This window comes from Polaribacter sp. HaHaR_3_91, from assembly GCF_019278525.1.
Classification (GTDB): Bacteria; Bacteroidota; Bacteroidia; order Flavobacteriales; family Flavobacteriaceae; genus Polaribacter.
On the sequence record NZ_CP058986.1, the window covers coordinates 3,192,008 to 3,217,941 of the forward strand.

The window sequence follows — 25,934 nt, forward strand, 5'->3', positions numbered from 1 at the left end:
AATAATTTCAATAATTAACATACCTTTGCACAATGACAACAGAAAGTACACCAACAACCAATATTTTTGGTATTAGAGCTATAATTGAAGCCATAGAAAGTGGTTCATCAATTAATAAAATATACTTACAAAAAGGATTAAGAGGAGAATTGTTTTATGAACTGAACAAGTTAATTAAAACAAACAACCTAACTACAAGTATGGTTCCTGTAGAAAAATTAGATAGGTTATCTAAAAACAGTAATCATCAAGGTGCTGTTGCTCAAATATCTCCAGTAGAATTTTACGATTTAGAAGAATTGATAGAAAAAACAGTAGAGAGTGATAAAACACCTTTATTTTTATTGTTAGATCAAGTATCTGATGTACGTAATTTTGGTGCCATCATTAGAACTGCAGAATGTTCTGGAGTTAGCGGAATTATCATTCAGAAAAACGGAAGTGCTCCTGTTAATGCTGAAACTATAAAAACATCTGCGGGTGCAGCTTTTAAAATTCCTATTTGTAAAGTAGATCACATTAAAGATGCTTTATTTTTATTACAAGCATCAGACATTAAAACGGTAGCAGCTACAGAAAAGACAGAAGACTCTGTATATGATATCGATTTTAAGCAACCAATTGCTATAATTATGGGTTCTGAGCATAGAGGTGTAAACCCTTCTATATTAAAAATGGTAGATTATAAAGCTAAATTACCATTATTAGGTGAAATAGCTTCTTTAAACGTATCTGTTGCTTGTGGTGTTTTACTATATGAAGCCGTAAGACAAAGAATTGTTGTGGGGAGTTAGAAAGAATTAAAAATACATTTAAAACAAAGCTGTATCTAAGGAATTAGGTACAGCTTTATTTATTTACCATTTATATAAGAAGTTTCCAATTTCTATTCAACTTTTTCATCACCTACCTCCTGCTTTATTTCTGGTGGAGTAAAATTACCATGTTCATCAAACAAAGCATCAAATTCTGTTTCTATAAATTGATGTTCTTCTCTTACAATTCCTCTATTTCTAAAAACAATTGCAAAAAGAAGTCCCACTATAAAACCAGATAAATGACCTTCCCAAGAAACGCCTTCTTTTATAGGCAAAACATACCATATCATACCTCCGTATAGAAAGATGATGATTAAAGACAATGCGACCAACCGAAAGTGTCTTTTTATAATTCCGCTAAAAAAAACAAAACTAAAAAGCAAATACACAATTCCGCTTGCACCTATGTGGTAAGACTCTCTAGCAATGCACCAAGTTATTAAACCTGTAAAGAAACCACCAAGAAGCAAAACTTTATAAGCTACATCTCTATAAAAATAAAAAAGACTGCTTAAAAGCACAAATAAAGGAACCGAATTATTAAAAAGGTGACTAACATTACTATGTATAAAATGTGTTAAGAAAACACCTCTAAAACCAACAAGATTTCTTGGAAAAACACCATATTTATTAAAATTGAAGTCAAGTTGTATTTCAATCCAATAAATAAGCCATATTGTAACAACATATACAATTGGAATTAAGAAAATTGATTTCGAACTTTTTAAATTATTTTCCTCTTTCATCATTATAAAAATAACAAAAATAGAACCAATCCCGATTTTTACAATTTCTGTCAGAAATCTTTATTATTTTTACGGAATGAATGAACCTTTGGCAGAAAGAATTAGACCTAAAACTTTAGAAGACTATATCAGTCAGCAACATTTAGTGGGTAAAACGGGTGTTTTAACCAATTTAATCAAAAAAGGAATCATTCCTTCATTAATTTTATGGGGACCTCCAGGAATTGGAAAAACAACGCTTGCAAATATTATTGCAACAGAATCTAAACGTCCTTTCTATACATTGAGCGCTATTAGTTCTGGGGTAAAAGATGTAAGAGATGTTATAGAAAAAGCTAAAAAAAGTGGAGGATTGTTTACGGTTAAAAATCCTATTTTATTTATTGATGAAATTCATCGATTTAGTAAATCTCAGCAAGATTCACTTTTAGGAGCAGTAGAAAAAGGATGGGTAACGTTAATTGGTGCAACTACAGAAAACCCAAGTTTCGAAGTTATTCCTGCCCTACTCTCTCGTTGCCAAGTCTATATTTTAAATTCTTTTGATAAAACTGATCTCGTGGCACTTTTACATAGAGCCATGGAGAAAGACGAACTTTTATCAACCAAAAAAATTACTTTAACAGAAACGGATGCATTATTACAAGTATCTGGAGGGGACGCTAGAAAGCTTCTTAATATTTTTGAATTATTAGTATCTGAAGAGGATGAAATTGAAATCACCAATGATTTAGTACTCGCTAAAATTCAGAAAAATACTGTTAGATATGATAAAACAGGGGAACAACATTATGACATTATATCTGCTTTTATAAAATCGATTAGAGGTAGTGATCCTAATGGCGCTGTTTATTGGTTGGCTAGAATGATTGAAGGTGGTGAAGACGTAAAATTTATAGCAAGAAGGCTACTTATTTCTGCTTCAGAAGATATTGGAAACGCAAACCCTACTGCTTTAATACTAGCAAATAACACGTTTCAAGCTGTTTCTGTTGTTGGATACCCAGAATCTAGAATTATATTAAGTCAATGTGCTATTTATTTGGCTAACTCCGCCAAAAGTAATGCTTCATATATGGCTATTAATGATGCTCAAAATTTAGTACAGAAAACGGGAGACTTATCTATCCCTATTCATTTAAGAAATGCACCAACTAAGTTAATGAAAGACTTGGACTATGGTAAAAACTATAAATATTCGCACAATTATCCGAATAACTTTGTAGAACAAGAGTTTTTACCTGATGAAATATCTGGAACAAAATTGTATGAACCAGGTAATAATGCTAGAGAAAATCAGTTTAGAGAAATCTTAAAGAATAGATGGAAAAACAACTATGAATATTAATTTATATCTAAAACTTTTATCAAAAAAATGTCACTCAGAAATTATTTCTAAGTGACATTTTTTATTCAAAATAAAACTAAGAATACTAAGTTTTATTTTATTTATAGAAAATTAATTAAAATTTTATTTGATATTCTTCTTTTACTAATTGGTCATTTTTATAATATTCTGCAATCCAAATTTCTCCATTTTTATAAAGCGTTCCGTCTTTTCCTTTAATTACATAAACATCTTTCTTGTTTGTATTTAAAATTATAAAAACAACTTCTGGTGTTAAATTTACCAGTTGAAATCCGTTATTTTTTTTCTGTGCATATAAAACATTAGTAGCATTAGAATTAGTATTAATTTCTTTTACACTTGTTTTAACGGTAACAACAGATTCTTTTTCCTTTACTATTTCTGGTTTTATCTTTTCTTTAGCAGCAATAGAAGTATTATAATTATACTCTAAATCTTCCATTGTTTCATAAGCTTTTCTTATAGCCTCTTGATAACCTTTCTTATATTCTTTAAGTTTACTCTTACCAACCTCTGAAGTGTATAATACATTATTATTACAGTCTTGTAATTTAATTACACTTTTAATGGTAAACATACTAGAATCATCTACAACTATTGCTGTTAACGCTTTACATCTATTTAGCATTAAATCTTCTGGTAATTTTTCATTGCTTAGAAAAACTTCAAATCCTTTTTTTTCTAAAAGAAACTTAGTTAAAGAACTCGTTTGGTATTGATCTGAACTCTTTAAAAAATCGAATCGATCTGGTACAATTACATATTTGTAGTTATTAATATCTCGTTCTTGACTAAATGCTGATATTGCTATTAAAAACAAAAAACTAAATGCTATTTTTTTAATCATTTTAATTAAATATTTAATGAATTTCTAATTTTACAGTACTATTATTTGCAGATGCAATATCGCAAAATTGTGCGATACCATCTAGAATTCTAGATAAATTAACTTTTATTTATTTAAATATAAAACGCTCAATCAGTTATAAATATTGCTTTATTTCTAGTAGAGAACTTACAGATACCAAATTACTTTTATTATGTGAAACATTGTAAAAATTACAATGAATAGCTTGCATACCAACGCTCAAAGCTCCTTCTATATCCGCCTCAATATTATCACCAATCATAATAGAATTGTCTTTGTGTGCGTTTGCAACTTCTAAAGCATAAGTAAACACTTTAGGGTTTGGCTTTTTAACACCAACAGATTCTGAGGTAATAATTTTATCAAAATAATGATAAATATTAGAACTAATCATTTTCTTATTCTGCACTTCTTCAAAACCATTGGTAATGATGTGCAATTGATACTTATCATTTAAGTAATCTAAAAGCTCAAAAGTTCCATCAAACAAATAATTAAAATCAGGTAAAAACATTAAATAATCTACAGACATTTTAACTATAACCTCATCTGAAACAGTATGATTTAAAGCGTCAAAACTATTTTTTAATCGACCGTATCTTAATGCTTCTTTAGTTACTTTTTCTTCTCTAAACAATTTCCAAAATTCGAAATTTATGGGTTTGTAAACTTCTAAAAAAGCATTTAAATCAACTTTTAAATTATTGACTCTAAAAACCTTTTCGAAGGTTAAATCAGAATTTTTATCGAAATCCCATAAAGTGTGATCTAAATCAAAAAAGACGTGTTGTATCTTTGTCATTTACATTATATTTGAATACATTATTTTAAGTAAGTAATATGCAACTATTTTCTTTTCTAAAAAAAGAGTTTGTTAAAAATGTTTTAACATTAATAACAGGATCTGCTTTAAGTCAAGTTGTTATTTATGCATCAATTCTAATACTTACGCGCCTTTTTTCTACAGAGCTTTTTGGTATTTACACCTTGTTTTCATCCGTAACTTTAATCTTAAAGCCTTTGGCAACTCTGCAATATGAATTTGCTATCGTTTTACCCAAAAAGGATAAGGATGCTATTAATTTAGTGGGTTTTTCATTTATTATTTTAACAATATATTGCTTTTTATTACTTGTAATCATCTTCTTTTTTAATGAAAACATTACTACCTTTTTTAATATAACAAAACTCGTAAATTTAATTTATTTACTACCATTAAGTGTCTTCCTTTTTGGTAGCGTTTCAATTTTTGATTTTTGGAACAACAGAACTAATATGTTTAAAAATATTTCTAAAGGATTGATAACAAAATCTGCGGTAATGAGTACATCTCAACTTGCTACCGGTTTTAGCTCTTTTAATTCTTTAGGATTAATTCCAGGAATGCTTTTAGGGCAATCTATGCAACTTCTTTTTTTAATAAAAGCGTCTACCAAATTAATGCAAAAACTTACCAAGGAACTATCCTTAAAAAGGATGTTTTTTTTGGCAAAAAAATATAAAGATATTCCCGTTTTTAATACCATTATTAACTTGACTAATAATCTTTCTAATGAATTACCCGTGCTTTTAATTACTAAATATTTTGGTTTGGCAAACTCGGGAATTTATGGTCTAGCAGTTAAATTTACAAGAGCTCCTATTGGCATTTTTCAACAATCAATAAACCAAGTCTTTTTTAATAAAGCAAGTAAAACTTACAATGAAAAAGGCAATTTGCATGATTTAGTTATAAAAACAGTCAAACATTTATTATTCATAAGTTCTTTTCTTTTTATTCCTTTATTTGCAATTTCTTTTTTCTTAGATATTATTTTTGGTGAAAATTGGTCTGACGTAGGTTTGTACTCAAGAATTATAATTCCGTGGTTATTTTTTGCTTTTTTAAGCAATCCTATATCACCATTAATTTTAATTCTAAACAAACAAAAAACCATGGTTGTTTATGATACTTTTTTACTACTTTTTAGATTTTTGGCATTATTCTTAGGATACTATTTTTACGATAATATTGTTATTTCTTTGATACTTTTTTCTGGAGTAGGAATGCTTTTTAATATTCTTATATTTATCTATCTTTTAAAAACATCCAAAGAAAAGAAAATTGCATACAGCTAATATGAACATTACTTTAAAACATAATAAAGGCTTTAAATGGTATAAAAATGATTCTTTTTATTTAAAAGGTTATTTTTATATTGATGCTGTTTTTTATGAAAAAGAAAATGCTTTAAATTTTCTTTTAACAATAAAAGATACAACTGATTTTAAAGAACTTTTAAAGAACATAAATGGTGTTTTTACAATCGTTTTTTCTGATAAAAAAACTGTTTGTATTGCTTCTGACATAACAAGATCTTTCCCCATTTTCTATACTTTTCATAATGAAAAATTATTTTTGAGCGATGATATTATCTATTTGAAAAACACTTTTAATATTCTTGATTTTAATGCTGTTTCAGAAATCGAATTAAAAGCTTCTTGTCATACCCATGGTAATAAAACATTATTACAAAATGTAAATCAAATACAAGCAAGTGAATATTTAATCATTCAAAATCATAAAATTATTGAGAGTAACTTTTTCTTTTCTTATGCTATAGAAAAAGCATATCTAGACTCCTATTCTATTTTAAAAAACAAGATAGTAATTGCTTTTGAAAATTCTTTTAAACGGTTTATAGACTCACTAAATAATAGGACGGCAGTAATTCCTTTAAGTGGCGGTTTTGATTCGCGTTTAATTGCCGTAATGCTTAAAAAGCATAACTATAAAAACGTAGTTTGTTATACCTATGGCAGAAAAGATAGTTTTGAAATTGAAAATTCTAAAAAAACGGCAGAAACTTTAAATTTTGACTGGTATTTTATTGAATATAAAAATGAGTTAATTTCTAATTTTTTATCAACTGAAGAATTTAAAAATTACGCACATTTTGCTGGCAAACTTTCTTCTATGCCTTATCTTCAAGAATACTTTGCTATTAAATTTTTAAAAGACAAAAAAATCATTACTCAAGATGCTATTTTTGTTCCGGGTTTTGCCGGCGATATTTTAGGAGGAAGTGAATATTCTAAAACAATTTCTAAAAACTTAAAACACTCTAATTTACCAGAAGTTATCTTAGAAAAAAAAATGATTAATTATTGTTTTTCTAATGATGAAAAGAAACAAATTGAAGCAGAAATAAAAAAGAATTTATTTCTATTTGATAAAAATTATACGAAAAAAATACCTGAAACTGTCTTAGAAGATTACAACTTAAAAGAACGAATTGCTAAATATATTTTTAATTCTGCAAGTTATTATACTTTTTTTGGTCATCAATTTAGATTTCCTTTTTGGGATACAGAATTGTTAAGTTTATTTAAAAAAATTCCAATTAAATACAAAAAAGCAAAACTTCTTTTTGATGATATATTAATTAATGATTATTTTAAACCTTTTGATGTCTACTTTGAAAAAGAAATTCAGCCTACAAAAAAACAAATTAAATTACAAAAACTAAAAGACAAAATAAAGCCACATTTACCTAATCACCTAAAAAAAAGAATATTAAAAAAACATGATTGGAATAATTACAAACCAATAACCGATCAAATGGTTAATGAATTAAATAAAAAAGATATCAAGGCAAAAAAATTATATAAAGATTATAATGAAATAATATCTCAATGGTATATTCATTTTTCTAAAAAAGATATTTAACTCATTTTTTTTAACAACTTAATAAACCAAGGTAAATTATTATACTTTATTTGTTTATAATTATGTGACGTAGCACCAAAACTCAAAAAATATTTGGCTATAGATTCCATTGATGAACCTCCAAAATTAAAAATACTAAAATTCTTTTCAAACTTATAAATTGCACGATCAATTAAAAAAGTATTTACGCCATTTTTTCTATGCTTAAAATCTGTGGATGACACTAAAATTGTAACAGCTTTTTTATGTTTTAAGAAAAAACCAGAAGCTACTAATCTATCTTCTTTGTTGTAAACCGAAAGTATTTCTCCTACTTTTTTCTCTAAACAAATTTTTATCAATTCTTCTAAAACTAAATAATCTTTATCTGCAATATTGGGTGTTCTTTTACCTACGTTATTTTTAAATAACTGAATTAATTTTTCAGGATTATCATTCCATTTTTCCGTTAAATCGACTTTCTTCGCCTTGTTTAAGTCCTTTCTTCTATCTTTTCTGTAACCATTACAAATAGTATTATAATCATCAGAAATTAACAAAATTTGCATTTGTTTCCCTACAAAACAAGAGGTGTTTTCTTGTATATTAATAGCACTATTTAACCGGCTTTCTACAGATTTAAATTTCTGAAACAGAAGTTTAAAAAAAGGATTGTAATCTATGTTTTCACTTAAAGAAAAAACACCTAATTCTAACAACCAAAGTGGCGGATAAACATATTTAATACCAGCCTTTTTACGACAAGGAATTGGCATCACTGCTTTATAATCATCCAAGACCAAAACATCCCAATTATCTGCAACAATATCTAAATACCAAGAAAAAGCATAAATTCTAGATTGAATAGAATTATCTATACAAGCATCATATTTCTCTACCTCCAAATCTTTTCTCTCAACATATTGAATCATTATGAAGTAGCAATTTTAATCATAGATTCATACAGCCTTTTCCAGCCTTTCCAACGTAAATAATCACTTAGGCTTTCGTTATGAAATAAAGTAATAAAAGTTCCGTTAACCGCTTTTACTTCATTTTTTATATCTCTTATTCTTCCTAGAGATTGTTTAGGTGTAAGCTTCATATAATCATTTAAAGTAGTGTCCATTAATGCAAATGGAAACACCTTTAACGGAGTTTGAATTTCGAAATCTAAATCGTAAAAATAAAAAGGCGTACAAGTACTTGCTCTAAAACCTACATTACTTGCATACCCCATAGAGTAATCTTCTTCTACTTCTAAATCTATTAAATGTTGGTACGTTTCGGGCAAGCTAAATCGTAAATAATGTTGTCTAGACCTCTGAATTGGAGAATTAATAATATTTTCTAACCTCAGTTTTTCCTTTTTTAATAAAGAAGTATTGTGCATCGTAAAATAAGAAGGGTGCAACCCCACTTTAGCATAATCTACCATTTCTTTAATAAGTAGTTTGTACTTGCTTTTTGAAGCAGAAACATTGGTATCAAAAGTAGTATAATCGCCTATTAAAAAGAAAAAGATTGTTTTAATTTTATACTCCTTTTTAATCTCTAAAATTTTCTGAAAAGTATCAAAAGGATCTTTCTTTAAATTGAAAGTAACTGCAAATCGATTCCAAACATCTAACACTCTAAAATGAAGTAAATCATTTATAAAACCACCTACACTTCTTATCAAGCTTTTATACTTATAAGCATACGCATTATCAATATCAACCGTAGAAATAAACTCATACTTACGATTTTTGTAATCATAATCTGGAAACTTTTCTTTTAAAGCTTCTAATAATTTATAGGCCCAAATATCTACTACTGGTTTTTCTAAAAAACGTTTTTTATAAGCCAGACTCTGGTCTGCAGTATAACGACCATGAATATCTTTTACGTGCGGTAAGTATTCTTCATATCTCGTAATAAGATAAAAGCTTGCCGCAAAAACATCAAAAGGAATAGAAGATTTTGGTCCGGTTTTAAAGAAACATGGAGTTTCATCCCATTTCTGCATAGAAATCTCCATATCATTAACACCTTGCTCAAACAATAAATTGTTACTTTTCACAAAAAACTCATTCCCTAAAGGTGTTTTTGTGTAGGTCATTTTAGGACCATTAAAAGCCACAAATTCTTCTACCTTAGAAGTGAAATCTACCGGAATTAATAAAGTTCTTGTAAGAATATGTTTAAAAATATAACGAACTCTTGGTGTAATTTTATGTGTGTAAACTAGTATCATGTATTCAGTTTTCAGTCTCAATTTGCGGTCTCAGTAATCAGTTATAATTTCAAGTAACTTTTTTACTGATTACTATAACTGCAAACTAAAGCAATCCTTCATCTGCAAAGCTAAAATAAGCTTTTTCGGTAATAATTAAATGATCTAGCAGCTTTATATCTAAAGTGTTTCCTGCTTCTTTAATTTTTTGAGTAAGTTGTTTATCTGCATTACTAGGTTGTAATTTACCTGAAGGATGATTATGGCAAACAATCATTGCTACAGATGCCAATTCTAACGCTCTTTTAAACAACAACCTAACATCTACAACCGTGGCCGTTAAACCGCCTTTACTAATCTGACTTTTTGCCAAAACTTTGTTAGAATTATTTAAAAATAACACCCAAAATTCTTCGTGCTCTAAATCTCCAATAACAGGTTGCATTAAGTTAAAACCATCTTTACTACTGGTAATTTTAGGTTTTTCTAAAGCTATTTCTAATTGACGTCTTTTACCAATTTCTAAAGCTGTAATAATAGCAATTGCCTTTGCTTCTCCTATTCCTTTAAAAGTGGTTAATTTTTCTACGGATAGTTTTGCTAGCTCATTTATGTTACCATCTACCTCTTGCAAAATTCGTTTAGATAACGCTACAGCACTTTCTTGTCTATTGCCAGATCCAATAAGAATTGCAATTAATTCTGCATCAGAAAGTGCCGTTTTCCCTTTTGCTAACAGCTTTTCTCTTGGCCTATCATCTAAAGCCCAAGACTTAATCGTTAACTTTTCCATTTTCTTTTTTTATAAAAATACAAAAATGAAAATTAACTCTTTTACCTTTTTTAATCTGTTAAACGAAACCTTTTATTAAAATAATCTACTACAAAGTGATTATAATTGATTTAAAAAATTTCTATATTGTTGGTTATTTGGATACAAATCAACCAATCTTTGTAAAATATTTTTTGCTTTTGGTTTTTGATCTGATTTAGAATATAAATAAGCCAACGCATACAGTAAACCTTCATTTTGTGCATCAACTTTTAGACCAGTAACCAATGCTTTCTCACTATTTTTAAAATCTTGTTTTTTATCATACAACAACCCTAAATTATAATAAACACGAATATTGTCTGGCATTTTTATCATCGCTATTTTAAGTTGCTCAATTGCCTCATCTTCTCTATTTAATTCTGCATACATTAAAGCAAGAGAATAATAAACAGGGCCATATTCAGGCTCTTGTTTAATTACTGTTTTAAAAGCTGCTTCAGCCTTTTCATATTCTTTAATATTATAATATAACGTTGCTAAATTTATTCGTATTTGATTGTTGATAACATCAATAGATTGTGCACTTTCAAAATTTTCTATTGCTTTTTCTATGTTCCCTTGTTTTAAAAAGTAATCTCCTTTTTTCATTCTTACCCCTACAAAATCTGAATTTGTATCGATATGTAACCAAAATTCTTTCTTTACCTTTTGATAACTCTCTTTATAAACTTCAGGCACATCTGTTTCAGCCAAACCTCCTAAACCATAGAAAGCCTTTACCCTAACACTTCTTTTGGGGTCTTCTAATAAAGGTAAAAAATAGGCATTATAATCCGTGGTATTTATGCCACCTAAAACATCTACACTTGCTCCTCTTACCAAAGCAGAATCATCATTTAAAAGTGAAATATAATCTTCCACAAAATTCTGTGCATTATAGTTAGCCAACACTTTTGTTGCAGAAGCTCTTACTATTTCTGGTTGATGCGTATCGTGCATCAAATCAATTAAACCTATATGTCCTTCAGGTTGCATGGTTATTCCTGGTGCTAATTTTTCTGAATAATGAATAGAATCTACCTCTCCAAATAATTTTGTGAAATTTTCTGCCGCCCAAGCATCATCTTTATCTGTATGACAACCAGAACAAGCGTTTGGATTTCCATATTTTACACTTAAATCTGGTCTTGGTACTCTAAAACTATGATCTCTTCTAAAGTCATTTCCCATATAAAATCTTCCTGTCATGTGGCAATTAATACATTTTGCTCCATCGGTATTTTGTTCGTGAAAATGATGTGTAGGAGTATCATATTTTTCTGGAACATGACATTGGGCACACAGTTTATTACCATCAAACTTTAGTTTTAAAGAATGTGCATCATGGCAGTCTGTACAAGTTACATCATTTTGATACATTTTACTCTGCGTAAACGAACCATAGACATAATCTTCATCTAAAATTTGTCCGTCTGCTTGATATAAAGGAGCTTCTAATAATTGTGGATAATAATGATCTAACATTGTACCTTCAAAATTAAAGACTCCAGAGAACTGCTCTCTTCTCATGTGGCAACGTGCACATTGATCTACCAATTCTTTAGGCCCTGTTTCTATTGTCATTTGAAAAGTACCGCTATCCATATAATCTTCACCAAGTTTATCTACATCGGCAACATGTTCTTTTCCTGGGCCATGACACGCTTCACAATTCACGTTAATAATTGCAAACTCGGTATTATAACTATGTGTTTCTACATCGTAATTTTTACGAACATTTGTAGAGTGACAATCGGAACACATATTATTCCAATTTAAACCACCTCTAGACCAATGCAACCATTCGGAATGTACAACTTTAAAATCTGGATATAAATCGAACCATTTATTCTCTACAGAATCCCAAGCAGTTCTTAAACATTGGTAATGTCCGTCAGGAAACTGAACAATGTATTGCTGTAAAGGAGTAATACCAAAAGTGTATATTATTTTATAATCGTGATTATCACCATCTGGTCCTTCTGTATTTACATAAAAATCATTGTCTTTTTTATAAAAATGAGAAGTCACACCCTGACTTGTAAATTTCTGATTGTTAAAATCACCTAAAATAGAAACACTATCGGCAATTTCCATCGCTTTATCATGATGAGAACCTTCCCAACTTTTAAATTGATCTTGATGACATTCTTTACACTTCTGATCTCCTAAAAAATGATCATCAGGAATAATTTTTCCCGAAAGAAAAACGCTACTATCAGCTACAACTGTTTTATAATCTTCTTTTTTATCACAAGAGAAAAAAGAAATTATAAACAAAGAAAAGATTAAAAATGAGTTTATTTTTAAAAAGACGGATGAACGTAGGTTGGTTAATTTCACGAATACTATTGTTTATAAATTGTAGCAGTAAATCTAAAATTTATATTTAATAGAAAATAAGATATTTATCATTTTTCATAGAAAAAACATATTTTTATTGAAACAAAAAAATAGTAGTAATTGTTTATACTCTACGTTAAGCAGAAAAATATTTCTGATTATTTTATTTATATGCTGATAATATTCTACACTGATTACCTTGATATCGCTATTACCTTTACAAATACGCAAAATACCCGATACATACTTAAATTTGAAAAAATCTATTTATTTCCCTTTTCCATGAAAACTCTTTATATCTTTGCCAACACATACTACTTTTAAATTATGAAAATTATAATAGCTGGTGCTGGAGACGTTGGTTTTCACTTGGCTAAACTTCTTTCTTACGAATCTCAAGACACCTATATCATAGACTTTGATGGTGAAAAGTTAGAATATCTAAACAGCCATTTAGATGTAATTACTAAAAAAGGAGATGCTACATCCATAAAATTATTAAAAGAAATTGGAATTGAATCTGCAGATTTGTTAATTGCGGTTACCGATAGCCAGAATACTAACTTTACTATTTCTGTAATTGGAAAATCTTTAGGAGCAAAAAAAACAATTGCTAGAATAGACAATCCTGAGTTTCTAAATAATTGTGAAGTAGATTTTAAACAATTTGGTTTAGACTTTATGATTTCGCCTCAAGAATTAGCGGCTAATGAAATAAAAATGCTCTTAAATCAATCTTCATTTAATGATACTGTAGCATTTGAAAGCGGTATTTTTAATGTGTTAGGTACACCATTAACCTATAAATCTCCCATTGTAGATTTAACCGTTAAAGATGCAAAACAAAAGTTTGCTGATGTAGATTTTATTACAATTGCAATTAAAAGACAAGGTGAATCTCAAACAATTATTCCCCGAGGAGATGTTGTTTACGAGATAGGAGACCAAGTTTATTTTTGTGTTCCTAATTATAGTATGAATGATCTTTACCCTATTACAGGTAGAAAACGACTAAAGATTAAGAATGTAATGATTCTTGGTGGTGGTAGTATTGGAGAAAAAACGGCAAGAAAACTTTGTAAAGATAATTTTAGAGTAAAACTTATAGAAAAGAAAAAAGATAAAGCAGAGTTTCTTGCAGAAGAATTAAGTGACACTTTGGTTATTAATGGTGATGGTAGAGATTTAGAACTACTAGAAGAAGAAAATATTAGAGAAACAGATGCTTTTATTGCAGTTACAGGAAACTCTGAAACCAATATTATGTCTTGTTTAGTGGCAAAATCTAAAGGAGTTAAAAAAACGGTTGCCTTGGTTGAAAATATGGATTATATCGATATTTCTCAAACTATTGGAATTCAATCTTTAATTAATAAAAAACTACTTGCAGCAAGTAATATTTTTAGACACATAAGAAAAGGTGAAATTTTAGATCTCGCCAATTTACATAACGTAGATGCAGAAATTTTTGAATTTGAAGTTCAAGAAGGTGCTAAAGTATCAGAATATCCTATTAAAGATATACGAATTCCTAGAGAAGCTATTTTTGGTGGTATTATTAGAGATAAAAAAGCAATTATGCCTCACGGAAACGTGCAAATTATAACTGGTGATAAAGTAATTGTATTCTGTTTACCAGAAGCTATAAGTGCTGTAGAACGCCTATTTAAATAAATATGACGAGTACTTTAAACACCAAAATAATATTTCGCTTTTTAGGTATTACAGCAATCTTAAACGGATTCTTTATGTTTATTGCATATCCGTTTAGCGTGTACCACGAAGAAAATGCTAAATGGGGTATTTTAAATGCAGGAATTGTAACTGTAATTACAGGACTGCTACTTTACTTTCTTAACAAGCCTAAAAGCACCAATATAAAGAAGAAAGACGGTTACTTAATTGTTACCTTAGGTTGGTTAATTCTCTCCTTAACAGGAATGCTCCCCTATTTGTTTTCTGGTACAATACCAAGCGTTGCAGATGCTTTCTTTGAAACTATATCTGGCTATTCTACCACAGGTTCATCCATTTTAACCAACATAGAATCCATGCCAAAAGGAATTCTATTTTGGAGAAGCGCAACCCACTGGATTGGAGGAATGGGAATAATTGTTCTAACCATTGCTATTTTGCCTCTTTTAGGTATTGGAGGAATGCAACTTTTTATGGCAGAAGCTCCAGGACCATCTGCAGATAAATTACATCCTAGAATTACAGATACTGCAAAACGCTTGTATTTAATTTATATATCGCTAACGTTTGCTCAATTCTTTTTATTAAAAATTGCTGGTATGACTTGGTTTGATGCCATTAATCACGCAATGGCAACAATGAGTACAGGTGGTTTTTCTACAAAGAATAGTAGTGTCGCTTTTTATAACAACTTACCTCTTGTACAGTATATTATTATCTTTTTTATGTTTGTTGCAGGTACTAACTTTGTAATTACTTATTTTGCTTTAAAAGGGAAGATTCGTAAAATTTTTGAAAGCGAAGAGTTTAAATATTACTTTGTTGGAATTATAAGTGTTTCTGCATTAATTGCTATTTTAATCATCTTTTTTCAAGACAATAATTTACAAACAACCATTCAGCACCCTATGATTTTCGGTGAAGTAGAAAGCGCTATTAGACATTCTCTATTTATGGTGATTTCTGTGGTAACTACAACTGGTTTTGTTAGTGCAGATTTTACCATGTGGAATTTCTTTGCAACAGGTATTTTCTTTGCATTGTTTTTTACAGGTGGTTCCGCAGGTTCTACAAGTGGTGGAATTAAAATAGTTAGGCATATTGTAATGCTTAAAAATAGCTTTCTAGAATTTAAAAAAGCCTTACATCCAAACGCAATTATCCCGGTACGATTAGACGGAAAATCGATACCTCCAACTATTGTATTTAATATACTATCGTTTTTTATTATTTACATGCTTATTTTTATATTAGCTTCTGTAATACTAACGCTTTTAGGCTTAGACTTTATGTCTGCTTTAGGTGCTGCAGCTTCTTCTTTAGGAAACATTGGACCTGCAATTGGTAGTGTAAGTCCGGTAGATAGTTATGCACATTTATCTGATGCCGCTAAATGGTTTTGTTCTTTTTTAATGCTTATTGGTCGTTTAGAACTTTTTACAGTGCTTATTCTATTTACTCCATTTTTTTGGCGAAAAAATTAAATATATCATTCATTATTAAATAGTATACGTCTTAAGTTTTAAGCGTTTTTTGTTTTTTATAAATAATAAAAAAGTTACTTTTATTCTTTATGAAAAAACAATCGAATTTCTTGTATAAAACTGTTGAAGACAAAACTATTGTTTGGTTTGAGAATAGTAATGAATATTTAGTTTTAGAAAACAACACTGCAGATATTTTAAAAAGATTAAGCAAAGGGATTTCTGTTAAAGAAATTGCTGAAGCTTTATCTAAAAAGTTAGCAGTTCCTTTAGATAGAACTATCGATTTTATAATAGATTTAGAAAAAAAGATTTACGTACCAAAAAGCAATAAAGAACCTGAAATAGTTAATGATTATAGAGATATTGAAAAGCCAAAATCTTATGAGTTTATAAAGTTCTACAAAGTAAACAATGTTGTTTTTAAAGTTTCTTATTTAAGTGAAAAAGAATTATCTCATGTGCATCCAAAATTTGCGCATTTGGTAATTGACAACACTACCAATTTTGACTATGAATTTGATGTTTTTATCAATAATAAATTTATCTTTCTTATTGTTGATAAAAAACTGATAGGTGCTTGGAGTAGTAAAAACATTCATTACTTTCAAGGAAAGTTTTCGATGCAATTTATTCAAAAAATTCATCAGAAAGAAGAAGACGAATGGATGGGCGTTTTTCATGCATCCGCTGTAAGCAATGAAAAAAAATCAATCTTATTTTTAGGCGATTCTGGCAATGGAAAAAGTACTTCTTTAGCACTTTTACAAGCAAACGATTTTACTTGTTTAGCGGATGATTTTGTACCTATGGATGTAGAAAAAAGAGAAGTATATAGTTTTCCTGCATCTATATCTATCAAAAAAAGTAGCTTAGAAACCTTACTTCCCATTTATCCCGAATTAGAAACCACAGCTGAATATAATTTTACCAGATTAAATAAAATTGTACGTTATTTAAAGCCAAATAACACAAATTATTTTAATCACTTACCCTGTAATGACTTAGTTTTTATTAGATATGAAAAAGAGGCTGAATTAGCTTGTAAAAAGATTTCTAAAATTGATGCTTTTCAGCAATTAATTCCAGATTCTTGGATATCTCCAAAATTAGAAAATGCACAAGTATTTTTAGATTGGTTTAGTTCTTTAAATTGCTATCGCTTAACGTATTCTAAGAATGAAGAAATGATTGCAACTGTTTCTAAGATTTTTAGTGATGAATTATAAAGAAACACTCTTTTTTGTCGCGAAATGTTTAACAATTTCTTTGAATAAAGGAAACAAAGAAGAAATTGAAAATCAATTAAAAACTACAGAAATAGATTGGGAAGCTGTTGTAAAAGTAAGTACCGGTCATTTTGTATTTCCTTCTTTGTATTGCAACCTTAAAAGAGCCAATTTCTTGCATTATTTACCAGAAGAATTGGTTAATTATATGATTCATATTACGGATTTAAATAGAGAAAGAAATAAGCAAATTATTGATCAGGCTATAGAAATAAATGCTCTTTTATTGGCAAATCATATTACTCCTATTTTCTTAAAAGGAACAGGCAACTTACTTGAAGGATTATACGAAGATATTGCAGAGAGAATGGTTGGCGATATAGATATAATTGTTTCGAACACTGATTTTAAAAAAGCCATTCAACTTTTAAAAAGCGAAAAATATTCCGCTAAAAATGAGGTTTACATGAACTTTCATTGGCACTATCCAAAAATGGTAAAAGAGAACCGTATTGCTGCCATAGAAGTGCATAATAAGGTTTTAAAGAAACCATACACCCAATATTTAGATTACCAAACTCTAAAAAAAGACTCTTTTTCTGTAAATAAAATTACAGTTGCTTCTTTTGAAAATCAATCTTTAATTACAGTTTTACAAAAACAGATTAATGATAATCTTTATTTTTCTAAAACAATTACTTTAAGAAATGCTTATGACAGCTATTTATTAGCTAACAAAACAACCTTAAAAAAGAGAGTTTTAAATAATAAAAAGTTAGAGAAATATCTTAATAATTATGCAATTGTTGCATCAGAAATATTGAATCACCCAAAAAGTTTATCTTTTATTAAAAATGAAGAAGCTTCTAAATATTTAAAATCTTACCTTTTAATTTTAGAAAATTCCCAAGCGGAAATCAAAAAAATTAATCGAATTAATTCTTATATAAAATTAAAAGATAAGCTAAAAATTCTACAATATTCTTTTACTGATAAAGATTATCGTACATATACATTTAGGCGTTTTAAAAGTGTTCCATTTTATTTAAAACAACTTGGTTTAAAAAAAACTAAACCAAATTCTTAACCTCTTCAAAATCTAAACCTCCATAATTACCCGAACTCATTAAAACCACTGCTGATTTTTCTAAATTCTGACTGAATAAAAAGGCTTTAAATTCATCTGGATTTGTATAAATAGTTAAATCGTCTCTTTCAAAAGCGTTTGCAATTTGTTCCGCAGTAACTGCTGATAATTGTTTTATTTTTACAGCATGCGGAGAATAAAACACCACCGCTTTATCGGCCGCATCTAATGCTCCTTTATATTCTGCTAAAAATTCTGCATTTAAACTAGAATATGTATGTAACTCTAAACAAGCCAAAACAGTTCTCTCAGAATACTGTTCTTTAACCGCTTTTGTAGTTGCAGCCACTTTACTTGGCGAATGTGCAAAATCTTTAAAAATTACTGTTGATGGAGTTTCAATAATCTTTTCTAATCGTTTACTTGCACCTGCAAAACTAGCAATGGCTTCATAAAAATCATCTTCATCAACTCCCATATGTTGACAAATCCACTTTGCCCCGGCTAAATTCTGAAGATTGTGCTTTCCAAAAATCTCTAATGGTAAGTTTCCTTCTGCTGTTTCTAAATAGGTAATTCCGTTTTCAATAAAATGTTCTGGTGTTGTGTAAGGATATTTTTTAATATGATTTTCTGATGATTCCACAACGTCTTTTACAATGGTATCTTCTTCATTATACACCATACTTCCTCCATTTACCATAGAATCTGTAAAGATTTTAAACTGATCAACATAACCTTCAAATGTTGGAAAAACATTAATATGATCCCAAGCAATTCCGCTTAATAAAGCAATGTTTGGTTTGTATAAATGAAACTTTGGTCTCATATCAATTGGCGAACTCAAATATTCATCACCTTCTAAAACAATAAAATCGTTTTCTTCAGTTAAATGCACCATGGTTTCAAAACCCTCTAATTGTGCACCAACCATATAGTCTACTTCTTTTTCATGATAATTTAACACATGTAAAATCATAGAGGTGATGGTAGTTTTTCCGTGAGAACCACCAATAACAACGCGCGTTTTATCTTTAGATTGCTCATATAAAAACTCAGGATAAGAATAAATTTTTAAACCTAATTCTTGGGCTTTTAATAATTCTGGATTATCTTTTTTAGCATGCATACCTAAAATAATCACCTCTAATTCGGTTGTTATTTTCTCTGGAAACCAGCCAAATACTTCTGGCAATAGCCCGTATTTTTCTAATCGAGATTTAGAAGGATTATGAATTGTATCATCAGATCCAGAAACTTGGTATCCTTTTTGGTATAAAGCAATTGCAAGGTTGTGCATGGCACTTCCGCCAATAGCAATAAAATGAATTTTCATCGAACAAAATTTAAAAAAGTAAAAATACAAAAGCTTACTACAATATAAAGTATCTTTAGACGTAAACTCTAATAAATTTTTGATTTACAAGCTAATTTGTAGGTGCTTTAAAAGCATAAAATAAATTGATTATGAAAAAACTGACAACAACACTAATAATGATTATAGCTTTCTCTTCTTTTTCTAACGCTCAAGACTCTTTTAAAGACCTTTGGTTACAAGTAGATAGGTTTGAAAAAGACAACTTACCAAAATCTGCTTTAAAAATTGTAGAAGATATTTACGCTAAAGCGGATACACAAAACGATGCCCCTCAATTAATAAAAACGCTGTTTTATAAAAGTAAATATTCTTTAACCTTAGAAGAAGATGCGCAATTAATCATCATTGATAATTTTAAAAAACACATTGCTAAAAGCGAATTCCCAACAAGAAACGTATTAGAAAACATACTAGGGAATTTATATTGGCAATATTTTACTGAAAATAGATACAAGTTTTACAACAGGACAAAAACGGAAGCTAAAGTAGATGAAAACGATTTTAGAACTTGGGATTTAGAAACTCTTTTTAAAGAAATTCACTGTCATTTAGAAGCTTCCTTAGAAAATGCAGCAGAATTACAGAAAACAGATATTTATGACTATTCAGATATCTTACAAATCACCAAAGATTCTAAAACATACAGACCTACTTTATATGATTTTTTAGCAAATAATGCTTTAGATTTCTATAAGTCATCAGAAACTAGTATCACAAGACCGTCTTATAAATTTGTGTTAGATCATTCAGATTTTTTATCTGATTACAAAACTTTTTCGGACATAAAAATAGAAACTGAAGATCACTTATCATTACAATTTAATGCGTTAAAAATATATCAGAATTTAATTCAGTTTCATACTAAAGAAAACAATTTAAATGCTTTAGTAGATATTGATATTCAACGTATAAACTTCATTTACGAACACGCTACTTTTAGCGACAAGCAGAAAATTTATCTAAATACATTAAATAAAACGAAACAATATTTTAACAAAAATAAAGTAAGTGCTTTATATACTTTTCAAATTGCAAAACATCATAGAGAGCTAGCCAATAACACACTTGCTTTCTCAATTTGTAATGAGGTAATTAATGAGTTTCCCAAAAGTATGGGAGCACAAAAATGTACAGTTCTTAAAAATAAAATTTTAGAGAAATCACTTTCAATAACAGCAGAACAATTTGTGTCTATAAACACCAATTCTAGAGCATTGATCAATTATAAAAATATTGACAACCTCTATTTTACAGCGTACAAAATAACAAGTACAGAACTAGAAAAATTCAATAAAACGTATAATACAGCTGATAAAATAAAGTTTATAAACACTTTAGAGAAGAACAAAAAATGGAATTTAAAACTAAGAAATGAGCAGGATTACTTGCAACATACTACAGAGGTAATTCTTCCAAAATTTGACAACGGAAACTATTTAATTGTTTCTTCTGAAGATGAAATTATTGCAGAAAACTCCATTTTTGGTACAGCTACAATTCAAGCTACCGATTTAACTTTAATTGAAAACAATTTTGATGACAAATACAATTATCAAATTGTAGATAGAAATACAGGTAAACCTGTTAAAAATGCAGAGGTATCTCTATCTAACAACAAACCTAGAAGAGGTGCTACTATCAATAAAAAATTAACGACAGATAAAAACGGATTTGCTTCTTTTAAAAGTGACGATTATTACCAAGATGTAATTATTACAGTAAAAACTAAAGATGATGTTGCCACTTTTGGAAATCATTATTTATATAAAACCAATAGAAGACAAACGAATAAAGCGAACGAAAGCTTGCAATCTTTTATTTTTACAGATAGAAGTATTTACAGACCAGGACAAACCGTTTATTTTAAATCAATCGTTATCAAAAAACAAGGAGAAGAATCAACTGTTTTTACGGATGATTTTATAGAAATTAATTTAAAAGATGTAAACAATCAAACGGTAAGTACACTTGAATTAAAATTGAATGAATTTGGTTCTGTTGCTGGTGAATTTATCTTACCAAACAACGGTTTAACGGGTCAGTATGCAATTGAAATAAAGCAAAGCTCGAAAAGTAAAAATACTATTCGTTTAAATAATAATCGTTCTTATATTTCTGTTGAAGAATACAAAAGACCAAAGTTTGAAACAGCGTTTAAATCAATCACAGAAAGCTATAAAATTAACGATGCCATTACCATAAACGGATTTGCAAAAGCATTTTCTGGTGCAAATATTACAGATGCAAAAGTGGTGTATCGTGTACACAGAAAAGTGCAATACCCAAATTGGTATTATTGGAGAAGACCAAATCCTACTTCTAGTTCACAAGAAATTATAAACGGAGAAACTATTACTGATGAAAATGGCCTGTTTAAAATAGTTTTTAATGCCATTCCTGATGAAAGTGTTGATAAAGAAAGTCTGCCTATTTTTAATTATGAAATCACTGCAGACGTTACTGATATCAACGGAGAAACTCGCAGTGCAACTAGCATTGTAAATGTTGGGTATCATGCTTTAGTTGCAACTATTTTATCAGAAAACAACATCGATAAAAACAGTAATAATACTACTTTAAGTATTGATACAAAAAACTTGAACGGCGAGTTTGTTCCTGCAAAAGGAAATATTAAAATATATAAATTAGAAGCACCAAAAACTCCATTAAGAGAAAGACCTTGGGGAGCACCAGATTATCAAGATATTTCAGAAAATGAATTTAGAAAGCTATTTCCTCATGACGCGTATTCAGATAACGAAATGGACGCCAATAATTGGGAAAAAGGAACTCTTGTTTTTAACGAAAATTTCAACACAGAAACTAGTAAAAAACTCCTTCTAAAAAATACCGAAAATTGGCTTTCTGGTAAATATAAAATAGTTTTAGAAAGTAAGGATAAGTACAATCAAAAGGTGAAGGACGAAAAGATAGTTACGCTTTTTGCTACCAAAGAAAAACAAGTTGCAGATAATAGTTTATTTGTAATTCATGCAGATAAACCTTCTTATCAAATTGATGATATCGTTGAGATCCAATTAGGTTCTGCATCTAAAGATATTACTGTAATTGTACAAATTGAAAAAAATCATACAATTAAAGAAACTCGTTTTATTAAATTAAACAATGACACAAAAACGATAAGAATACCGGTAAACAGAGAAGATCTTGGTGGTTTTGCTGTAAAGTATCACTTTGTAAATTATAATTATTTTAAAAGTGGAAGCTTATTAATTAATGTAACTGAAGAAAGAGAAAGCATAGAAATTGAAACCAATATATTTAGAGATAAGTTATTACCAGGACAAGATGAAACTTGGAGTTTTACTATTAAAAATGATAAAAACGACCAGCTTGCAGCTGAAGTTTTAGCTTCTATGTATGATGCTTCTTTAGACCAGTTTACACCTCATCAATGGAGTTTTAACCCGATAGCTTCAAAGCCAAAATATTATTCTTACACACATAGTAATGCGAATAATAGTTTTAGCAACACTTATTTTAACGTTGTAAATACCCAAAGAAATCTATCAGGTTACCCAACAATTTCTTATGATACTTATAATTGGTTTGGGTTTCGTTTTGGAACGAATAGAAATCTTTATTTAAGACATTCTATGGCTAAGAGAAGTGCTCCAAGCCCAGAAATGATAATGGTTGTTGAAGATGAAGCTGAAGTCTCAGAAATCATTATTGAATCTACAGAATCCGATGAAAGTGAAATGGTTGATGATGTTTCATTCGTTAAAGAGGAAGAAGAAAAAATCAATTTAGAAGGAATACAAATCAGAAAAAACTTTAATGAAACTGCTTTCTTTTTACCTCAATTAAGAACTGATAAAAACGGACAAGTAAGTTTTTCTTTTACAATGCCAGAAGCATTGACTAAATGGAAATTGCAATTATTAGCGCATACAAAATCGTTAAAATCAGCAACAAAAACATTAGAAACGGTTACTCAAAAAGAATTGATGATTGTACCAAATGCACCAAGATTTTTACGAGAAGGAGATAAAATTACACTTTCAGCAAAAGTAACCAACTTAACAAATAATCAATTAAGTGGTTTTGCTAAACTAATTTTAACCGATGCCATTACAGGAAAAGAAATTGATATAGCATTAGAAAACTTAAACTCCAACAAAAACTTTACCGTTGATAAAGATGGAAATACAAATGTTTCTTGGAATTTATCAATTCCGGAAACTGTACAAGCTGTTCAGTATAAAATTGTAGCTAAAGCAGGTGATTTCTCTGATGGTGAACAAAATGTTTTACCTGTTTTATCCAACAGAATGTTGGTTACAGAAACTTTACCAATGTGGGTAAAATCTAACGAAACTAAAACTTTTACCTTAGATAAGTTAAAGAATAATACTTCTTCTACTTTAAAAAACCATAAGTTGACTTTAGAAATGACATCAAACCCAGTTTGGTATGCCATACAATCTTTGCCATATTTAATGGAATATCCATATGAGTGTGCAGAACAAGTTTTCTCTAGATATTATGCAAACACCTTAGCTAGTTTCGTTGCAAATTCTAACCCAAAAATTCAAGAAGTATTCAATGCTTGGAAATCTTCTGATGCGCTTTTATCAAACCTAGAAAAAAATGAGGAATTAAAATCATTAATTATTCAAGAAACTCCTTGGTTAAGAGATGCGCAATCTGAAACCGAGCAAAAAAAGAGAATTGCTTTATTATTCGACTTGAATAAGATGAAAAATGAGCAAGAAAAAGCTATCCATAAATTAGAAGACATTCAGATGAATTCTGGTGGTTTTCCTTGGTTTAAAGGTAGTAGAAATGAAAGCAATTTTATTACACAACATATTGCAACAGGTTTTGGTCATTTACAAAAATTGGGCGTTACAGATTTAGATGCTTCAACAAAAAAAATGATTGAGAAAGCTGTACAGTTCTTAGATAAAGAACTAGACGCTCAATACAAGAAGTTATTAGACAACGCAGAGCAAATAAAGCAGAAAGCAAAAACAGAAAAGAAAGGTAAAAAAGCATATGATGATTATTTAGCTAAAAATAATTTGAACTATTTTACCATTCAGTATTTGTATATGCGTAGTTTTTACAACAACATTTCTATGGATAACAACTTGCAAAAAGCGGTTGATTATTACAGAAATCAAACTGTTACCTATTGGAATGATTATAATTTATATGCAAAAGGACAAATTGCTTTATCACTTTTTAGAAGCGATGAAAAAACAACTGCTAATCAGATTTTAAAATCGTTAAAAGAAAATTCAATTACTTCAGATGAATTAGGAATGTATTGGAAAGAAAACGCTGCTGGTTACTATTATTATCAAGCTCCTATAGAGACTCAGGCATTAATGATTGAAACATTTTCTGAAATAGAAAACAATACAGAAACCATTGATAACCTAAAAATTTGGTTACTTAAAAACAAGCAAACTAATAGTTGGAAAACGACCAAAGCAACCTCCGAAGCCGTATATGCATTATTGTTAAATGGAACTAATTGGATTTCAGTTACAGAAATGGTAGATATAAAGGTTGGTGACAAAGAAATTAATCCAACTAAGTTGGAAGAAGTAAAAGTAGAAGCCGGAACTGGTTATTTTAAAACTTCTTGGAATGGAAATGAAATCACACCAAAAATGGCAACAATTACCATCAATAAAAAAGGAGAAGGAATTGCTTGGGGAGGTTTGTATTGGCAATATTTTGAAAATCTAGACAAAATTACTTCCGCAGACACACCTTTAAAACTGGATAAGAAATTATTCTTAAAAGTAAATTCAGACACAGGAAAAGAGTTACAGGAAGTAACAAAAAATACACAGTTAAAGGTTGGCGATTTAATTACAGTTAGAATAGAACTAAGGAGCGATAGAGATATGGAATTTATTCACATGAAAGACATGAGAGCTTCTGGAGTAGAACCTATAAATGTTTTATCTAGCTATAAATGGCAAGACAATTTAGGATATTACGAAAACACTAAAGATGCCGCAACAAACTTCTTTTTTGATCGATTACCAAAAGGAGTCTATGTTTTTGAATATGATCTGAGAGTTAATAATGCTGGAAATTTCAGCAACGGAATTACTACCATACAAAGCATGTATGCTCCAGAGTTTAGCAGTCATTCTAAAGGTGTAAGAATTAATGTGTTATAAATTTAAGCATATTACCTAGCAAAATAATACCTC

General features: G+C 29.1%; 17 protein-coding genes. 9 read left to right on the forward strand and 8 right to left on the reverse strand.

Annotated features, from left to right (window positions below; genetic code table 11):
* Positions 1–32 precede the first annotated feature (32 nt).
* Positions 33–794 carry a 23S rRNA (guanosine(2251)-2'-O)-methyltransferase RlmB gene (gene rlmB, locus H0I27_RS13505; protein ID WP_218731157.1) on the forward strand — a complete coding sequence of 254 codons (762 nt, stop codon included), beginning with the start codon at positions 33–35 and terminating at the stop codon, positions 792–794.
* 92 nt (positions 795–886) lie between these two features.
* Here the strand turns inward: rlmB and H0I27_RS13510 are convergent, their stop codons facing one another.
* Complete coding sequence (locus H0I27_RS13510) at positions 887–1,567, reverse strand: rhomboid family intramembrane serine protease (protein WP_254712869.1); 681 nt, start codon at positions 1,565–1,567, stop codon at positions 887–889.
* A 73-nt stretch (positions 1,568–1,640) separates the two neighbouring features.
* Between H0I27_RS13510 and H0I27_RS13515 the strand changes: the two genes are divergently transcribed.
* Positions 1,641–2,912: a replication-associated recombination protein A gene (locus tag H0I27_RS13515; protein ID WP_218731158.1), complete on the forward strand. Its 1,272-nt coding sequence runs from the start codon at positions 1,641–1,643 to the stop codon at positions 2,910–2,912.
* Positions 2,913–3,027: 115 nt separating this feature from the next.
* Here the strand turns inward: H0I27_RS13515 and H0I27_RS13520 are convergent, their stop codons facing one another.
* Positions 3,028–3,780, reverse strand: a complete 753-nt coding sequence (locus H0I27_RS13520; RefSeq protein ID WP_218731159.1) for a hypothetical protein — start codon at positions 3,778–3,780, stop codon at positions 3,028–3,030.
* A 136-nt stretch (positions 3,781–3,916) separates the two neighbouring features.
* Positions 3,917–4,603, reverse strand: coding sequence for a YjjG family noncanonical pyrimidine nucleotidase (locus H0I27_RS13525; RefSeq protein ID WP_218731160.1), 687 nt, complete (start codon positions 4,601–4,603; stop codon positions 3,917–3,919).
* A 38-nt stretch (positions 4,604–4,641) separates the two neighbouring features.
* On the opposite strand from H0I27_RS13525, the gene H0I27_RS13530 reads away from it, so the two are divergent.
* Together H0I27_RS13530 and H0I27_RS13535 are read left to right on the forward strand one after the other, a co-directional pair.
* Positions 4,642–5,919: a lipopolysaccharide biosynthesis protein gene (locus H0I27_RS13530; RefSeq protein ID WP_218731161.1), complete on the forward strand. Its 1,278-nt coding sequence runs from the start codon at positions 4,642–4,644 to the stop codon at positions 5,917–5,919.
* Position 5,920: 1 nt separating this feature from the next.
* Positions 5,921–7,510 (forward strand): asparagine synthase-related protein, encoded by a 1,590-nt coding sequence (locus tag H0I27_RS13535; RefSeq protein WP_218731162.1) that lies wholly within the window; start codon positions 5,921–5,923, stop codon positions 7,508–7,510.
* On the opposite strand, the gene H0I27_RS13540 is transcribed toward H0I27_RS13535, so the two are convergent.
* From H0I27_RS13540 to H0I27_RS13555, 4 genes are all read right to left on the reverse strand, one after another.
* Positions 7,507–8,421, reverse strand: a complete 915-nt coding sequence (locus H0I27_RS13540; protein WP_218731163.1) for a GNAT family N-acetyltransferase — start codon at positions 8,419–8,421, stop codon at positions 7,507–7,509. The genes H0I27_RS13535 and H0I27_RS13540 overlap by 4 nt on opposite strands.
* A complete protein-coding gene (locus H0I27_RS13545; protein WP_218731164.1) occupies positions 8,421–9,725 on the reverse strand; it encodes a polysaccharide deacetylase family protein in 1,305 nt (434 codons plus the stop codon). Before H0I27_RS13545 ends, H0I27_RS13540 begins: the two co-directional genes overlap by 1 nt.
* Positions 9,726–9,810: 85 nt before the next feature.
* On the reverse strand, positions 9,811–10,497 hold the full coding sequence (gene radC / locus H0I27_RS13550; RefSeq protein ID WP_165732578.1) for a DNA repair protein RadC: 687 nt from the start codon (positions 10,495–10,497) through the stop codon (positions 9,811–9,813).
* 99 nt (positions 10,498–10,596) lie between these two features.
* Positions 10,597–12,861: a tetratricopeptide repeat protein gene (locus H0I27_RS13555; protein WP_254713095.1), complete on the reverse strand. Its 2,265-nt coding sequence runs from the start codon at positions 12,859–12,861 to the stop codon at positions 10,597–10,599.
* Between the two features lie 327 nt (positions 12,862–13,188).
* Here H0I27_RS13555 and trkA point away from each other — a divergent pair, with 327 nt between their 5' ends.
* The 4 genes from trkA to H0I27_RS13575 all read left to right on the forward strand — a co-directional run bounded on the left by trkA (position 13,189) and on the right by H0I27_RS13575 (position 18,356).
* Complete coding sequence (gene trkA, locus H0I27_RS13560) at positions 13,189–14,535, forward strand: Trk system potassium transporter TrkA (RefSeq protein WP_218731165.1); 1,347 nt, start codon at positions 13,189–13,191, stop codon at positions 14,533–14,535.
* A 2-nt stretch (positions 14,536–14,537) separates the two neighbouring features.
* The gene (locus H0I27_RS13565) at positions 14,538–16,040 is read left to right on the forward strand and encodes a TrkH family potassium uptake protein (protein WP_218731166.1); all 1,503 of its coding nucleotides are present in this window, start codon (positions 14,538–14,540) and stop codon (positions 16,038–16,040) included.
* A gap of 89 nt (positions 16,041–16,129) precedes the next feature.
* Complete coding sequence (locus tag H0I27_RS13570) at positions 16,130–17,269, forward strand: hypothetical protein (RefSeq protein ID WP_218731167.1); 1,140 nt, start codon at positions 16,130–16,132, stop codon at positions 17,267–17,269.
* A gap of 40 nt (positions 17,270–17,309) precedes the next feature.
* Entirely contained in the window at positions 17,310–18,356 is a 1,047-nt protein-coding gene (locus tag H0I27_RS13575) for a nucleotidyltransferase family protein (protein ID WP_218731168.1), read from the forward strand.
* Here H0I27_RS13575 and H0I27_RS13580 read toward each other — a convergent pair.
* Complete coding sequence (locus H0I27_RS13580) at positions 18,340–19,692, reverse strand: UDP-N-acetylmuramate--L-alanine ligase (RefSeq protein ID WP_218731169.1); 1,353 nt, start codon at positions 19,690–19,692, stop codon at positions 18,340–18,342. The two genes, H0I27_RS13575 and H0I27_RS13580, sit on opposite strands and share 17 nt — an antisense overlap.
* A 131-nt stretch (positions 19,693–19,823) precedes the next feature.
* Here H0I27_RS13580 and H0I27_RS13585 point away from each other — a divergent pair, with 131 nt between their 5' ends.
* Positions 19,824–25,901, forward strand: a complete 6,078-nt coding sequence (locus H0I27_RS13585) for an alpha-2-macroglobulin (RefSeq protein WP_218731170.1) — start codon at positions 19,824–19,826, stop codon at positions 25,899–25,901.
* Positions 25,902–25,934 lie beyond the last annotated feature (33 nt).

Excerpts from the sequence above, each read along its gene's own strand:
- H0I27_RS13510 (WP_254712869.1), bottom strand. The coding sequence starts at position 1,567 with ATGATGAAAGAGGAAAATAATTTAAAAAGTTCGAAATCAATTTTCTTA.
- H0I27_RS13515 (WP_218731158.1), top strand. The coding sequence starts at position 1,641 with ATGAATGAACCTTTGGCAGAAAGAATTAGACCTAAAACTTTAGAAGAC.
- H0I27_RS13520 (WP_218731159.1), bottom strand. The coding sequence starts at position 3,780 with ATGATTAAAAAAATAGCATTTAGTTTTTTGTTTTTAATAGCAATATCA.
- trkA (WP_218731165.1), top strand. The coding sequence starts at position 13,189 with ATGAAAATTATAATAGCTGGTGCTGGAGACGTTGGTTTTCACTTGGCT.
- H0I27_RS13535 (WP_218731162.1), top strand. The coding sequence starts at position 5,921 with ATGAACATTACTTTAAAACATAATAAAGGCTTTAAATGGTATAAAAAT.
- H0I27_RS13585 (WP_218731170.1), top strand. The coding sequence starts at position 19,824 with ATGAAAAAACTGACAACAACACTAATAATGATTATAGCTTTCTCTTCT.
- rlmB (WP_218731157.1), top strand. The coding sequence starts at position 33 with ATGACAACAGAAAGTACACCAACAACCAATATTTTTGGTATTAGAGCT.
- H0I27_RS13545 (WP_218731164.1), bottom strand. The coding sequence starts at position 9,725 with ATGATACTAGTTTACACACATAAAATTACACCAAGAGTTCGTTATATT.
- H0I27_RS13570 (WP_218731167.1), top strand. The coding sequence starts at position 16,130 with ATGAAAAAACAATCGAATTTCTTGTATAAAACTGTTGAAGACAAAACT.
- H0I27_RS13530 (WP_218731161.1), top strand. The coding sequence starts at position 4,642 with ATGCAACTATTTTCTTTTCTAAAAAAAGAGTTTGTTAAAAATGTTTTA.
- H0I27_RS13540 (WP_218731163.1), bottom strand. The coding sequence starts at position 8,421 with ATGATTCAATATGTTGAGAGAAAAGATTTGGAGGTAGAGAAATATGAT.
- radC (WP_165732578.1), bottom strand. The coding sequence starts at position 10,497 with ATGGAAAAGTTAACGATTAAGTCTTGGGCTTTAGATGATAGGCCAAGA.
- H0I27_RS13580 (WP_218731169.1), bottom strand. The coding sequence starts at position 19,692 with ATGAAAATTCATTTTATTGCTATTGGCGGAAGTGCCATGCACAACCTT.
- H0I27_RS13565 (WP_218731166.1), top strand. The coding sequence starts at position 14,538 with ATGACGAGTACTTTAAACACCAAAATAATATTTCGCTTTTTAGGTATT.
- H0I27_RS13525 (WP_218731160.1), bottom strand. The coding sequence starts at position 4,603 with ATGACAAAGATACAACACGTCTTTTTTGATTTAGATCACACTTTATGG.